The sequence below is a fragment of the Rhodococcoides trifolii genome, assembly GCF_014635345.1.
GTDB lineage: Bacteria > Actinomycetota > Actinomycetes > Mycobacteriales > Mycobacteriaceae > Rhodococcoides > Rhodococcoides trifolii.
Genome location: NZ_BMCU01000004.1, coordinates 21,103 through 35,418 on the forward strand (window position 1 = coordinate 21,103; position 14,316 = coordinate 35,418).

Below are 14,316 nucleotides of genomic sequence, written 5' to 3' on the forward strand. Positions count from 1 at the left end.
CTGGTGTCTACCGGAGCCGCCCGACCTCAAGGTGCTCAACTTCCAACCCGCGTGCACTCACATCCGCCGGAATGGGTTGCTGCCGAACAAGTGCCGCACCTACCCGCGCCAGTGCCGCACACGTCTGGATCCCGTAGCCGCCCTGTCCTGCGCACCAGAAGAAGCCGTCGGCCTCGGGGTCGAAACCGACGACGGGGGTGCGGTCGGCGACGAAGCTGCGGAGGCCGGCCCACGAGGTGCGCACGTGGCGGGCATTCAGCGTGGTCGCATCGTTGATCTCGTCGAGGGCACGCGCGATCTCGAGTTCGTCCGGTCTGGCGTCGCTCGGTGGCGTGGGTGTCTCGTCAGCGGGGGAGCAGAGGAATTGCGCACCTTCGGGTTTGATGTAGAACGCCTCGTCGATGTCCGAGACCGTCGGCCACCGGCTCGTGTCGACATCGTCCGGTGCGCCGACCATGAAGATGGTGCGGCGCATCGGCTGTAGGCCGATGGTTGGCACGCCCGCCGACTCGGCGATCGAATCGGCCCATGCACCTGCCGCATTCACGACAATGGGAGCGGCGACGGTCGACCCGTCGGCCAGCGTGACGGTCCACTCGTTCTCGGTACGCGTCAACCCGACGATCCCGCTCGTCGTGCGGATCTCTGCGCTCCGGCTACGCAGGCCGCGGACGTAGCCCTGATGCAGGGCGTGAACGTCGACCTCCATGGACCCCGGCTCGTAGATCGCCGACTCGGCGTAACCCTCTCGGAGCAGCGGAAACAGTTCTCTCGCTTCGGGTTCGGTGAGAAACTCGGCACTCGGCGTGAGCGCAGATATCTCGTCGTAGAACGCGCGAAGGTCGTCGCTGCGTCCCGGACGGGCAAATTCCAGAAGTGAGCGGGGTGAGAGTAGTTCGGCGTCGAAAGGTGGGTTCTCCAGAAACGATCGGCTCGCCGTCGTCAGCGCTCGAATCGGCAGGTTGCCGTACGTCTCGAGGAACAGCGCCGCCGATCGTCCGGTGGTGTGGAACGCCAGCGTCGACTCGCGCTCGAGTAGGAGGACCGAATGGTCGTCGGCAAGTTCGTAGCCGAGGGAGACCCCGGCGATTCCGCCGCCGATGACGATGATGTCCGGTGAAGTCATGGATGGCCTTTCCAAGTCACAGCGGGCGTTCGGTAGGACGCCACGCCCAACATCACCATCCACACCGACATCCCCGCAATCTGTATCCGCTGGGCCAGGCCGAGCGAATAGTCACCGGGCAGGTTGTCGGCAATCAACATCCAGGCAGTGGTGACGGTGACGACCACGAACACTGCGAGGCCCCAGGTCCGCAGCAGTGGCCACGATCCGTATCGCCGGGCGGCGAGAGTGAACGTGACCATGGTGACGAAGATGGCGAACACGGCGACGCTGCTGGTGAGCGCGTGGATGTGGTGCAGCTGGGGGAAGAGGCCGCTCGGGCCACTGGGGCAGCCGGGGTCGATGCCCGGAATGCACTCGATGGGGGCCAACGCGTCGGCAATCGTGGAGGCGCCGAACACGCCGAACGCACTCCATCCGACGACGGTGAGCCGTCTGCGCGGGAGTATCGACAACCCGATCGCCGCGCCGATCAAAGCGAGTGTGCCGGTGATGCGGTCACCCCACGAGAAGACCTCGCGGAACGGTCGGTTGGCGGCGTCGAGCTCGCTGAGGAACGACCGCATCGGGTCGAGACCGGTGTCGAGCACGAACTCGAGGACCCACGCCGAGTACAGGATTCCGGCCAGCCCCACGATCACGGCCAGGAGCGTACGCATCTTCATCGAGGTGAAGACTAGGCGAGCGCCGCGACCACCTTCTCCGCCGCATCCGCCGGATCCTCGTGCTCCCACACCCGCACGACGGTCCACCCCTCGGCGATCAGGCGCGCGTCGGTGTCCCGATCACGAGTGACGTTGGCGGCCAGCTTGTCGGCCCACCACTGTGCGTTGTTGCGGGGGTGGGTGGCGTGGATGGGGCAGCTGTGCCAGAAGCAGCCGTCGACGTACACCGCGACTTTGCGACGCGGAAACACCAGGTCGGCACGGCGGCGAAGACCTTTCAGTGGTGCGCGGTCGACGAAGTACCGCAGGCCTCGGCTGTGCAGTTCTCGACGCAGGGCCACCTCGGGTTTGGTGTCGCGCCGCCGCTGCTTGCTCAGTCGCGCGCTGGTCGCGGAGTCGGTCTGCGGGGAGGCCGGAGGCCGGCCGGGATCAGGCTGCGGCATACCCCAAGTTAGCGCGCGTACTCCGCCACCGGTGGTTCGGCTGCGACTGCCTGCTGAACGGTGTTGATCACGGCGGACGTTGCCGTTGCGGGGCCGGAGAGCGCCGATCCGATCGGGTCGAGACCGGGCGCGGCCACAGTGAGGCAGGACTTCTTCGGAATACGGGCTGGGTCGGCCGGTCCGTCGTGAGTCAATGCATCCATCACCAGCAGATAGGTCACGTTGTCGCTGAGGATGCCGAAGTGCTCCACCGGTCGGTACGCACAGACGTCCTGCACCGCGATCGAGGCCCCGACGCCGCCGATGGTGCTGGCGGTCGGTTGCGGGTAGATCAGTTCGTCGAACATGGTGTAGATCGAGGTGTAGGACGGGCCTGCGGGAAGCGGCCGCGAGTTCAGCGCGGCGAGGAACGCCGACCCGGTCGCGATCTGCCAGTTCGCCGGCCCGCACTTCTTCGAACTGTCGCATCCGGTTCGTGCGGACTGCGTGCCGTTGTACGGGGTGGCGAGCGACACGAAGTCCGAGACGAGAGCCGGAAGGTCGGGCCAGAACTTCAGCGCCCACATCTCGTCGAGAGGTCCGTGCTGGTGACCCATGAGGACGACCTTGCGGCCACTGGCCTCGTGCATGGTTCGCACGGCGGAGACGACGTACTGCGCGGCGATCTGCAGGTCGTCGAATCCACCGCCTGGAATGGACAGGCTGCATACCGGAAACCCCTGCGCCGGTAGTGATCTGGAATAGTTCCACCCGAACGACTGGGTGTCGGTGGCGAACGCCGGGGTCAGCAGCACGGGGTCCTTCTTCGCGTGCGCCAGATCAGGCGTGCAGGTGAGGGCGTGGCGAAGCTGAATTCGGTCGACGGTGAGTGCGGGCCCAGGACTCTGAACCGGGGCGCCGCCGGTCATGCCCCCGGCCGACGCGACACCGGCCGACGCGAACATCAGCAGCACGACCATCAGAAGAACTCTCATGCTAACAACCCCCGGGGTGCGTCGATCGCTACCGCAGAACGACTACGGCGGACGCATCCTCAGTCTGCGGGCGCGGACCGCACGGCACCTGCGCTTTTCCGCTGTGACTGGTTCCCGCTTTGCAGCACCGATGTAGTTACTCGTCCTCATCTTCGGGGTCCGACCAGGTGGGAGCGAACCGATTGCGCCTCTCCACCTCACCGTGAACCACGTCGACGAATTCCTCGAACGCCAGCGTGGTGCGGTCCGACGGCCGGCCGTTGCGCGGGGGCGCCTCGTCGACGTCGAAGAACCTGACTTCACCGCGGTACGGACCCTCGGGTTCGTAGAGACCGATGAACACCTTCTCGAACAGGTCGTAGCGAGTGTCCTCGGCGCCGAGGTCGATCCACGCTTTGCCTTCACCGCCGACCACCGCGCGCTTTCCGCGACCCGACCGTTTGGACAGCGTGGTGACGTGGTGTGCGAACGAACTCTTGCCGGTGTCGCTGCTCTTGGACGGATCGCCGTCCTCGCAGGTGGACCACGGCTCGAACATCACCGCAACCAGCACGCTGTACGGCTGACGTTGATGCAGAACCATTGCCTCGCCGCGTAATTCGTGATCGTTGCGGACGATGTTCTTGGTCCAGCGCCCGAGCCGACCGCTGCTGGGGCTGTAGTCCTGGAAGCTGTAGGTCTTGATGGAGATGCACAGAATCAACCCGAGTGTGGGGTCGAGTGCCTTGACGTCCAACCTCTTTCGGCCCTTGGCGACGTCGACCTGTGCCTCCTGGCCGGCGCCGTACGCGTCGGGTGTGATCGACGGATACCGGGGCCGCAGGGCGTCAGCGAGACACTGCGCGAGCTGGTTCGACAGCCGCTGCGCGTAGTTCTTCTTCTCGCCGCGGTCGGCGGTGGGGAGGGGTTTGTCCCCGGCGAAATCGAGGGCGAACGTGAGCGGAAACATCAGGCGACCGCCGCAGGCTCGCTGGTCATTCGGTCGAGATGACTGTCGACGGTGTCGAGGAATCCTGCTGGAAAGCGCAGGTTTCCCGACCGAGCACGCTTGAGGAATCCGGCGGTAGCGCGGGCGGACAGCAACTTGGACTCGTCGAGAAATCCGTCGAGATTCTCGTACTCGGCATGGATCGGCCAGGTGCTCGCAGGCACCTTCCACGCGGTGCGGTCCCGGCCCCACGCCGCCGTCGGCCACCGCTGACCGGGCATGATCGCCGTGTCGTCGGACGGGTCGTAGACGGTCGGTGCGGTGAGCGACTCCCCGACCCACGACGCCATCCGGACGCTGACCGCGTTGCCGACGAGTTTCCACCGGTGGCCGGCGCGAACACCGGGGAGCGACGTCGCAGGAGCCGTCCAGTCGGGGTCGAAGCCCTGCAACCGCTCGACGTCGGTGATACCCGGCGTGACCAGCTCACCCGAGGGCAGGCGGACGGCCGGGGGACTGGCGATACCGATCGTCGACCCACCTTTGAGCGTCGGCACTGCGTTGACCGCCCAGCCGAGGCCACGAACGCCTTCGGTCCAGTAGAAGCCGCACGGGTGCTCGTCCGGTTCGGCGTCGAGAGCGGGACCGGCGTCCTGTCCGAACAGCACCTCACGCGGGTCTTCGGTGCGTGAGGCCAGCATGATCACGCGCTGACGGCGCTGCGGAAGGCCGAAGGCCCGAGCGTCGACCACGCGGTAAGCCCACATGTACCCGAGGTCTTCGAGGGCGTGGGTGATGTGGCGCATCGCCGCGCCGCGACCGAGTTGCAGCATGAACGGAACGTTCTCGATCAGGAGCCACTTGGGTCCGCGCCGACGCGCGACGAGACGGAAGACGTGGTCGACGAGTCCGGAGCGGTCGCCGGTGATACCGGCGGTGCGGCCGGCCTGCGAGAGGTCCTGGCACGGAAAGCCCGCTGCCACGAGATCGGTTCGCTGCGGCAGGGCGCGCAAGCTCGTGACATCGGGATGGAGGGGAACGTCCGGGAACCGTGTGCGTAGAACGGCACCGGCGCCCTCGTCGATTTCGCAGAGAAGTTCCGTCGACCAGCCGTGCCCGGAGAGCCCGAGTTCGAGGCCGCCGATTCCGGCGAACAGCCCGACCATGCTCCCTGCGCTCATTGAAGGAAGGCTACTCGAGCCGTCCGACAATCCCGACCGCAGAAGTCCGTGAAGGAATGCGTGGCGCCGTAATTCGGTTGGACCACGGGGTCCTTACGTGGACTATGGACTGGTCAGTCGAGAAGGGTGGACCGTGGTGAGTGCGGGCGTGCTGGATCCGGTGCGGAGCACCGAGCGTTCGGTGACCCCGGACGAATCTCGGTCCTCGCTGCTCCGATTCCTCCCGTTCATTGCGCCGTATCGCGTTCCCATCGTGTTGTCGATCGTGATCTCGATTCTCGGCACCGGCACTGCTCTCGTCATTCCGCTGCTGACCCAGCACATCGTCGACGGACCGATCGTCGCACGCGACTTCGCCGGCGTCTGGCTGCCCGCATTGGGCGTTCTCGTACTCGGTCTTGTCGACGCGGGGTCCATCTGGTTGCGCCGCTACCTGATGGCCGAGCCGTCGAGTCGGTTCGAGATCGAGGCCCGCGGCGCGTTGTTCCGCAAGCTGCAGTCGTTGTCCATCGGTCGGCACGACGGGTGGGATTCGGGGCAGCTGCTCTCGCGTGCCATAACGGACATGTCGACGCTGCGGCGGTTCGTCGCTTTCGCGGCCCCGTTCCTGCTGATCAACACCGTGACCATCGTGGCCGGTGCGCTGATTCTGACGTGGCTGTCGTGGATTCTCGGCGTGATCTTTCTCGTCCTGGCGGTTCCGCTCATTCTCATCTGCGCCCGCTTCGAATCTCTGTACCGCGTGGTGTCCAGGCGTGCCCAGGAGCAGTCCGGTGACGTCGCGACGACCGTGGAGGAATCGATCCACGGAATACGCGTCCTGAAGGCATTCGGCCGCAGTGATCATCAAGCGAAGCGCTTCGTTCGCGAAGCGCGCACCTTGCGCGGAACCGAGCTCGACAAGGTGCGGTACATGGCCATCCTGTGGTCCGTGATCGTCGGTCTACCGCCGATCGCGATCGGCGCGATGCTCGGCGTGGGAGCCTGGTCTATCACGCAGGGGACGATGACGACGGGTGCGTTGGTCGCGTCTCTGGCCATCGTCGCCTCGCTCCTGTGGCCCATCGAGGCCTTCGGATTTCTCATCTCGGAACTGGGCAACTCCCGCACTGCGGCCGACCGCTACTGGGAGATCATGGATCTTCCCGCCGACATCGACGACCCGCTGCATCCGGTCGATCTCCCGAAGCAGGTCCGCGGAGCGGTGCGTTTCGACGGCGTGAGTTTCTCGTTTCCCGACGCCGATCGCATCCTTCTGCACGACGTGTCGTTCACCATCGAGCCGGGGGAAACCGTTGCGCTGGTGGGTGTCACGGGCAGCGGCAAGACCGCACTCACCTCGCTGATTCCGCGGCTGTACGACGTCACCGCCGGCTCGGTCACGGTGGATGGACTCGACGTGTCCGAGATGCGACTGAGCGACCTGCGGTCGCTGGTGGCGGTCGCCTTCGAGGAACCGGCCCTGTTCTCCGCCAGTGTGCGCGAGAACATCACGATGGGTCGTCCCGCTGTCACCGACGAGAACGTCTGGGCTGCACTGACTGTCGCGCATGCCGAGAAGTTCGTCGCGGACCTACCCTGGGGTCTCGATACCCGTATCGGTGAGCAAGGACTGTCCCTGTCGGGCGGTCAGCGTCAGCGACTCGCGTTGGCACGGGCCGTGATCGGGACACCGCGCATTCTCGTTCTCGACGATCCGCTGTCCGCGCTCGACGTCAACACCGAGCAGCTGGTTCACGAGGCGCTGGCGGATGTGCTGAGCACCGCGACGACGCTGCTCGTGGCGCACCGCCCGTCCACTGCCGCCTTGGCAGACCGAGTGCTGCTGCTCGACAACGGAACCATTGCCGCCCAGGGCACCCACGAGAGTTTGCTTGCCACCTCTGCCCGCTACCGCCACGTGATGGGGTCGACCCATGGCTGATTCCGACACGACCGGCCTCCTGCCTGCTCGCGACTGGAGGGGCGACGCCGACGAGTCGACGGAGGACTCCGTCTCGGTGAACATGGCGCTGGCCAAGAACTCTCGCACGCTGCTGGCGTCGTTGCTCCGTCCGTACAAGAAGCGTGCTCTGCTGGCGATGCTGATCATCCTCGTCGACAACGCCGCAAACGTGGCCGGGCCCTTGTTCGTCGCCTACGCACTCGATCGCGGTGTGGGGTCGGCGCAGCTGGGAAACTGGGGACCGTTGGTCATCGCGGCCGGCGGGTACATCGGCGCCGGTGCGCTCGGCGCGGTCACCACCTACTTCTTCCTCACCGTGTCGGGCAAACTGAGTCAAGACGTTCTGTTCGACTTGCGCCGCAGGGTGTTTCGTCACGCACAGGGACTGAGCATCTCCTTCCACGAGCGATACACCTCGGGCCGGGTGATCTCGCGGCTCACCAGCGACATCGAATCCATTCAGGCACTTCTCGAAACAGCCCTGAACGACGCGTTGACCGCAGTCCTGTCCGTGGCGACCATCGCGGTCATTCTCGTCTACCTCGACGTCCCGCTCGCCCTGGTCGTGCTGGCCGGTTTCGTCCCGCTCGTCTACCTCACGAGGTGGGCGGGCAGGCAGCAGCGACGCGGATACCGCAAGACACGCACGGCAATTGCGCGCGTGGTGGTGCACTTCGTCGAGTCCATGGGCAGCATTCGTGCCGTCCAGGCGTTCCGACGCGAGGGTCGCAACAATTCGATCCTGGCCGAGGAGGACGGTGCCTACTCCGACGCAAACGCTTCTGCCTTCCGCGGAATGGCAGGCTTCTCCGGTGCCATCAGGCTCGTCGGAAACATCACCACGGTCATCGTTCTGGTGTTCGGAAGTTGGCGGATCGTGAACGGACACATCGAGATCGGTGTACTGGCCGCATACCTGCTCTATCTGCGCCGGTTCTACGGCCCGCTCGACGAACTCGCCCAGGTGTTCAACGCGTACCAGTCGGCGGCAGCGGCACTCGAGAAGTTGTCGGGCGTGCTGAACGAGGAGCCGGCGGTGCGTGAGCCGCAGCATCCGGTCGTTCCGTCGACCCGCGCAGGTCACGTGATGTTCGACGACGTCACCTTCGGATACGGACAGGTGCCAGTTCTGCCGCGGTTTACCCTGGACGTCCCTCCCGGCCAGGTGGTCGCACTGGTCGGAGCCACCGGCGCGGGCAAATCGACGTTGGCCAAGCTGCTCGCGCGGTTCTACGACCCGAAGTCGGGCGCCGTGTCACTGGACGGGGTCGACCTCACGTCCATTGCCGACACGGACCTGCGCGAACGGGTGGTCATGGTCACCCAGGAGGCGTACCTGTTCGGCGGATCGCTGGCCGACAACATTCGGCTGGGGAGGCCGGACGCATCCGACGAGGAGGTGCGAGCCGCCGCCTCGGCCGTCGGACTGGACGAGTTCACCGCAACCCTGCCCGACGGTCTGGACACCGACGTGCGCAAGCGCGGCGGCCGCTTGTCCGCGGGGCAACGTCAGCTCGTGGCGTTCGCGCGGGTGTTCTTGGCGTCGCCCTCGGTCGTCATTCTCGACGAGGCGACGTCCAGCCTGGATGTGCCCAGCGAGCGGGCCGTGCAACGCGCACTGGAAACGGTGCTGCGTGGGCGTACGGCATTGATCATCGCGCACCGGCTGTCCACGGTCTCCATCGCCGATCGTGTTCTGGTGATGGACCAGGGACGAATCGTCGAGGACGGGACTCCGGACGAACTCGTCGAACAGGGTGGTCGGTTTGCCGACCTGCACGAAGGTTGGCGCGAAAGTCTCGTGTGAGCTGTTCCCCCAGTGCACTTCCTAGGTGCCGCGCACCACACCCGCCGCGGAGTTTGCCCAGCTCGAATGTTTGACATCGATGCGTTTCGGCAATCAAGGTCAGTGCGGGGTAACAGATATCCGACCAATTCGGTCGGCTCCGGCACTTGGGGTGCCTCGGTGGCTTACCGTAACGGTGTGAGTACTCCCTCGACCGACACGCAGACGACGGCAGATGCGAGCCCGGCAACGTGGCCGAACATCCTGACGTTCCGCGCGCACAACGCACCGCGTATGGAATCGGTGCGAGTGCAGCTGAACGGAAACCGCATCAAGGCAGCCGGACGCATCATCGGTGGCGCGTGCGACGAGCATCCCGCGTTCTCCGCGTCCTACGACCTCGTGACGGACGAGGCCGGCAAGACTCGTCGGCTGTCGGTGCGCGCCGCTCTGGCCACGGGCGAGAAGCAGATTTCGATCAGCCGCGACTCCGAGGGGTACTGGCTCGTCGACAACGGCGCGGCCCCCACGCGCTCGATGTACGGCGGCGCTCTGGACGTCGACCTGGTGTGGAGCCCGTTCTTCAACACTCTCGCCGTTCGCCGCCTGAAGCTGCAGGAGAGTGAAGGCGAGCAGCAGGTTCCGGTCGTCTACGTCGGACTGCCCACACTCACCGCGCGCGGTGAAGTCCTCACTTACTCTGGCACTCCCGGATCGGTCAACGTGGTGTCCCCCGTCGGCAACTCGACGGTCACGCTGGACGCCGACGGTTTCGTACTCGACTACAAGGGCCTCGCAGAGCGCATCTAGCTCACAGGCTCTGCAGGTTCACAGGCTCTGAAGTACGCCCCCGCGGCGTCCCGCGTCGCGAAGCGCGGTGACCCAGTCGCCGACGCCGATCGTGACGTCGGTGATCTCCCACCACTGCAGTTGGTCGTCGTAGCGTCGGCGGGCGGTGTGTCCCGCGTCCACGAGCTCGGCGGTCGAGCTGTCGTTCGACAGCGCCTCGCGTGCCTGCACGAGCCGCTCGATCGCATCGTCGAGCGCCGCCGTCAGACCGGCCGCATTCGCTTCGCACATCGCATTGACCAGCGTGGGCGACGTTCCGGCGACGCGGGTCCCGTCGCGAAACGATCCAGCGGCCAACCTGAGTGCGAGGTCTCCGCCGGCGGCGCCCACCGCCGCAAGCGTCTCGGCCAGCAGGTGCGGGAGGTGTGAGACCCGCGCGACCGCGCGATCGTGTTCGTCGGACGCGGCCGGCACCACCACCGATCCGACCGACAGCGCGAGCCTGGCGACCGTCGTCCACACGTCCGGATCGACGCCGTCGTCGACGCTCACAACCCACACCGCATTGCGGAACAGGTCCTCGTCCGTCGCGATCCAGCCCGACGCGGAGGTCCCCGCCATCGGGTGACCGCCGATGTAGCGGGCGCTCAGTCCGTGTGCGGCGACCGCGCCGGCCATCTCCGCCTTCACACTGACGACGTCGGTGAGCGCGCAGTTCGGCGCGTACCTCGCCACCGCGTCCAGAACGGAGTCGACTGCGGTCATCGGAACGGCGATGACGACGAGCGCATCGGCCACGGCCGCCCGGCGCAGGACCGCCTCGAGGTCGTTCTCGGCGTCGTATCCGTCGGACCTCGCAGCCTCCACCGACCCGAAGGAACGGTTGTATCCCCACGCGATCCGTCCGGTCGACACGACCGCTCGGAGCAGGGAGCCCCCGATCAATCCCAAGCCCAGAATGCATACCGGTCTGTCCATCGAACACAGGTTTCCACATGGAGAGGAGGTTGACTTCATGGACGCGCACATCTCGGACTACGGTTGCGCGCATGGCCACACAGCGTGGGGGCAAGAGCGCCTCGTCGGACCGCGACGACGACCTCGAAGGGTTCGCCGTCGCGGTCGTGCGTGAAGAAGGCAAATGGACCTGCAGCGCCCTCGGCAGCGGCGCTCTGGTCAGCTTGAGCAAGGCGGAAACCGAGCTTCGTGAGATGCGCAGTGCCGGTGCCGTGTTCGGGCTGTTGGACGTCGACGACGAGTTCTTCGTGATCGTGCGTCCCGCGCCGTCGGGGACCCGGCTGCTGCTCTCCGACGCATCGATGGCGATCGACTACGACATCGCGGCGGACGTTCTCGACAAGCTCAACATCGACATCCCCGACATCGACGAGGACGACCTCGACGACGTCGAACCGTGGGAAGAGGGCGACCTCGCCGTGCTGGCCGATCTCGGTCTGCCCGAACCGGTTCTGTCGGTGATCCTCGCCGAGACCGATCTCTATCCCGACGAGCAGTTGGGCAACATCGCGAACCGGCTCGGTTTCGCGGACGAGTTCGCCGCGGTGCTCGACAAACTGTCTCGGTAGTGCAGGCTTTTTCGGAAGTTCAGGGCGACGACGTGTGGATGCGGCGAGCTCTCGACGTCGCCGGGAATTCCTCGGGTGACGACGTGCCGGTGGGTGCCGTGATCTTCGACGGGTCCGGTATTGAAATCGCCTCTGCCTCGAACGCGCGTGAACGGCTGCACGACCCGACGGCGCATGCGGAGATTCTGGCGCTGCGGTCGGCGGCGTCGCGCCACGGCGACGGCTGGCGATTGGGTGGCTGCACTCTGGTGGTGACCCTGGAGCCGTGCACGATGTGCGCAGGAGCTCTGGTCGCCGCGCGCGTGGAGCGGGTGGTGTTCGGTGCGTGGGAGCCCAAGACCGGGGCAGTCGGTTCGCTGTGGGACGTGGTGCGTGACCGTCGACTGACCCACCGGCCGCAGGTCAGGGGCGGCGTGCTCGAAGCGGATTGCGCCGAGTCGATTCGCACATGGTTTTCTCAGCGACGCAGCGTTTAGCGTCGGCACCTTTACGGGTATCAGTTCGTTGCATGATCAGACGCAATGTTGCGTCGCCTGCCTTGCCGAAATGGAGGGGCGGAAGATACGAGCTTCACCTGAACGTAAGGAACCAGAAATGGGACTCGACGACAAGATCAGCAACAAGGCCGAAGACCTCAAGGGGAAGGCCAAAGAGGGCGCCGGCACCGCGACCGGTAACGAAGACCTGCGCCAAGAAGGCAAGGGCGATCAGGCCTCCTCCGCCGTGAAAGACGGCGTCGAGAAGGTCAAAGACGGAATCAGCGACATCAAGGACAAGCTGACCGGCAAGTAGTCTCCTCGCGCTTCCGGTCGATTTCGAATACAGCCGGACCGTCGGGTAACGTACCCGTCGGTGGCGTGTCCGAGCGGCCTAAGGAGCGCGCCTCGAAAGCGCGTGACGGGTAACCCCCGTCCGAGAGTTCAAATCTCTCCGCCACCGCCGAGAACCCCTCATCTGCCATCGCGGGTGAGGGGCTTCTTCGTATTCACAGCAAGTCCACAGCGCTTCGGACAAACGCGACGTTGAAGCTGCAACTACTATGTGAATCATGAAGAAGTGGTGGATCGCCCTCGGAATCGTCGTCGTCGTAGCGCTGGGTCTGTACTTCGGACCCAAGATCTACGCCAACGTCTTCGCGGAAGACGACGCTCCTGCCGCGTCGGTGTCGACCTCCGGCGTCGAAGCTGCCACGGGCGACGTCGACGGCACGTTCACCGTCGTTCCCGGTGACGACGCGAACAAGACCGCCGCCGGATACACCGTCGCCGAGGTGTTGAACGGTTCCGACGTCACGGTCGTCGGCACCACCCCGGACGTGTCCGGCTCTGCCACCGTCGCCGACGAGAAGCTGACCGCAGGCGAGATCACGGTGCAGACGGCGACCATCACCACCGACAGCGATCGCCGCGACAATCAGTTCCGCGGCAACATCTTCGACGTTGCTGCCAACCCGACGGCCACCTTCACCGTCACCGCACCCGCCGACCTCGCGAGCATCCCCAAGGACGGCACCACCACAACTGTCGACGTCGCCGGCACCCTGTCGCTCAAGGGCGTGACCAAGGACGTGACGGTGCCGATGCAGGTACTTCAGTCCGGCGAGAACCTCATTGCGTCGGGCAGCATCCCCGCCACCTGGGCGGACTACGGCGTGGAGCCCCCGTCGCTCGGCTTCGTGACGGTGGCGCCCACGGGGTCGGTGGACTTCTTGGTGACGCTGGCGAAGGGGTAGGCCTTCGGTGGTCGCGGTGATCGCAGTGGCCGCGGTGGTCGCGGCCGAATCGTTCGGTCCACCAGGCTTTCGGGGACACTTTCGCCGTGATTACGACGGGATGCGTGGGATTCTGCAGGATTTGTCTCGGTAAGCGAGACAAATCGTGCACTAATGGGATGCGCACACCCCATCGATGCGCGGGATCCCGCCCACCGGCCCGACTGGGGTGCAACACCGCCCGCACCCCCGCGGTGATCACGGCCGAATTGTTCGGTCCACCAGGCTTTCCCGAACCAGTTCGCCGCGATCACCGCGAACCGACACCCCACCAGGCGCCCACCCTGGCGGCCCGAAGACGTAGCCGAGCTTGGCGCGTAAACCGTTGGCGCTGCGCACATCCCGAGCGATGGCCTCGTACTCACGTGTCTGCAACCGCACGATGTTGTAGGTCTCGACCGGCTTCGTCAGCCCGTAGCGAGGGCTTGAGGTCTCCTCGGCGTAGGTGTCGAACAGGCGGTCCCAGATCACCAGAATGCCGGCGTAGTTCTTGTCGAGGTACTGCGGATCGCTGCCGTGGTGCACGCGGTGGTGGGACGGGGTGTTGAAGACGAACTCGAACCACCGGGGCATGCGGTCGATCCGTTCGGTGTGGACCCAGAACTGATAGACGAGGTTGACCGAGAAGCCGACGAACACCATCCATGGCGGAATACCGATGAGCGGCAAGGGAATCCACATGATCAGCTCACCGCTGTTGTTCCACTTCTGACGCAGTGCGGTGGCGAAGTTGAAGTATTCGCTGGAGTGGTGCGCCTGGTGCGTCGCCCAGACGATGCGAGTCCGGTGCGCGATGCGGTGGTACCAGTAGAAGAGCAGGTCGACGCCGAGCAGCAGGATCACCCAGGTGTACCAGGCGTCGGCGGGCAGGTGCCACGGCGCGACATGGTCGTAGATAAGGGTGTAGGCGACGAGGCCCAGCGCCTTCCAGGCGGCCGACGTGGCGATGGAGACCAGGCCCGTGGCAAGGCTCGCGCGGGCATCCTTCGAGAGGTAGGTCCCGTGCTCGAGCTTGGCCGCGGCCACCCATTCGACGACGAGCAGAAGGACGAACGCGGGGACCGCCAGCGCGACGGGGTCACGCAACACGAGCGGGAGCGAGTTCCACGCGTCGGCGATCAT

The 14,316-nt window shown here is 65.7% G+C and carries 15 protein-coding genes and 1 tRNA gene; 8 read left to right on the forward strand and 8 right to left on the reverse strand.

Features of this window, described 5'->3' with window-relative positions:
• Positions 1-7: 7 nt before the first annotated feature.
• The 6 genes from IEW02_RS17650 to IEW02_RS17675 form a co-directional block, all read right to left on the reverse strand.
• The gene (locus IEW02_RS17650) at positions 8-1,141 is read right to left on the reverse strand and encodes an NAD(P)/FAD-dependent oxidoreductase (protein WP_188546213.1); all 1,134 of its coding nucleotides are present in this window, start codon (positions 1,139-1,141) and stop codon (positions 8-10) included.
• Positions 1,123-1,791 carry a DUF998 domain-containing protein gene (locus tag IEW02_RS17655; protein ID WP_188546214.1) on the reverse strand — a complete coding sequence of 223 codons (669 nt, stop codon included), beginning with the start codon at positions 1,789-1,791 and terminating at the stop codon, positions 1,123-1,125. The genes IEW02_RS17650 and IEW02_RS17655 overlap by 19 nt, the downstream gene beginning before the upstream one ends.
• 11 nt (positions 1,792-1,802) lie before the next feature.
• Positions 1,803-2,234, reverse strand: coding sequence for a very short patch repair endonuclease (locus tag IEW02_RS17660; RefSeq protein ID WP_188546215.1), 432 nt, complete (start codon positions 2,232-2,234; stop codon positions 1,803-1,805).
• 8 nt (positions 2,235-2,242) lie between these two features.
• Positions 2,243-3,208, reverse strand: a complete 966-nt coding sequence (locus IEW02_RS17665; RefSeq protein WP_188546216.1) for an esterase/lipase family protein — start codon at positions 3,206-3,208, stop codon at positions 2,243-2,245.
• 136 nt (positions 3,209-3,344) lie between these two features.
• Positions 3,345-4,157, reverse strand: coding sequence for a hypothetical protein (locus IEW02_RS17670; RefSeq protein WP_188546217.1), 813 nt, complete (start codon positions 4,155-4,157; stop codon positions 3,345-3,347).
• Positions 4,157-5,317, reverse strand: coding sequence for a DNA cytosine methyltransferase (locus IEW02_RS17675; RefSeq protein ID WP_229746133.1), 1,161 nt, complete (start codon positions 5,315-5,317; stop codon positions 4,157-4,159). Before IEW02_RS17675 ends, IEW02_RS17670 begins: the two co-directional genes overlap by 1 nt.
• A 97-nt stretch (positions 5,318-5,414) precedes the next feature.
• Here IEW02_RS17675 and IEW02_RS17680 point away from each other — a divergent pair, with 97 nt between their 5' ends.
• The 3 genes from IEW02_RS17680 (at position 5,415) to IEW02_RS17690 (ending at position 9,858) form a co-directional block, all read left to right on the forward strand.
• A complete protein-coding gene (locus IEW02_RS17680) occupies positions 5,415-7,241 on the forward strand; it encodes an ABC transporter ATP-binding protein (protein WP_308933193.1) in 1,827 nt (608 codons plus the stop codon).
• Positions 7,234-9,069 carry an ABC transporter ATP-binding protein gene (locus IEW02_RS17685; protein ID WP_188546218.1) on the forward strand — a complete coding sequence of 612 codons (1,836 nt, stop codon included), beginning with the start codon at positions 7,234-7,236 and terminating at the stop codon, positions 9,067-9,069. The genes IEW02_RS17680 and IEW02_RS17685 overlap by 8 nt, the downstream gene beginning before the upstream one ends.
• Before the next feature lie 177 nt (positions 9,070-9,246).
• Entirely contained in the window at positions 9,247-9,858 is a 612-nt protein-coding gene (locus tag IEW02_RS17690; RefSeq protein ID WP_268236749.1) for a putative glycolipid-binding domain-containing protein, read from the forward strand.
• Positions 9,859-9,876: 18 nt separating this feature from the next.
• On the opposite strand, the gene IEW02_RS17695 is transcribed toward IEW02_RS17690, so the two are convergent.
• Positions 9,877-10,815, reverse strand: coding sequence for a prephenate dehydrogenase (locus tag IEW02_RS17695; RefSeq protein ID WP_188546220.1), 939 nt, complete (start codon positions 10,813-10,815; stop codon positions 9,877-9,879).
• 71 nt (positions 10,816-10,886) lie between these two features.
• Here IEW02_RS17695 and IEW02_RS17700 point away from each other — a divergent pair, with 71 nt between their 5' ends.
• From IEW02_RS17700 to IEW02_RS17720, 5 genes are all read left to right on the forward strand, one after another.
• Entirely contained in the window at positions 10,887-11,423 is a 537-nt protein-coding gene (locus tag IEW02_RS17700; RefSeq protein ID WP_188546221.1) for a tRNA adenosine deaminase-associated protein, read from the forward strand.
• A gap of 38 nt (positions 11,424-11,461) precedes the next feature.
• Positions 11,462-11,899 carry a nucleoside deaminase gene (locus IEW02_RS17705; protein ID WP_188546606.1) on the forward strand — a complete coding sequence of 146 codons (438 nt, stop codon included), beginning with the start codon at positions 11,462-11,464 and terminating at the stop codon, positions 11,897-11,899.
• Between the two features lie 118 nt (positions 11,900-12,017).
• Positions 12,018-12,215, forward strand: a complete 198-nt coding sequence (locus IEW02_RS17710) for a CsbD family protein (RefSeq protein WP_188546222.1) — start codon at positions 12,018-12,020, stop codon at positions 12,213-12,215.
• Positions 12,216-12,274: 59 nt separating this feature from the next.
• Positions 12,275-12,362: transfer RNA gene (locus IEW02_RS17715), tRNA-Ser, on the forward strand.
• A 109-nt stretch (positions 12,363-12,471) separates the two neighbouring features.
• On the forward strand, positions 12,472-13,155 hold the full coding sequence (locus IEW02_RS17720) for a YceI family protein (RefSeq protein ID WP_188546223.1): 684 nt from the start codon (positions 12,472-12,474) through the stop codon (positions 13,153-13,155).
• A 237-nt stretch (positions 13,156-13,392) separates the two neighbouring features.
• Here IEW02_RS17720 and IEW02_RS17725 read toward each other — a convergent pair whose 3' ends face one another.
• On the reverse strand, positions 13,393-14,316 hold the full coding sequence (locus IEW02_RS17725; RefSeq protein WP_188546224.1) for a sterol desaturase family protein: 924 nt from the start codon (positions 14,314-14,316) through the stop codon (positions 13,393-13,395).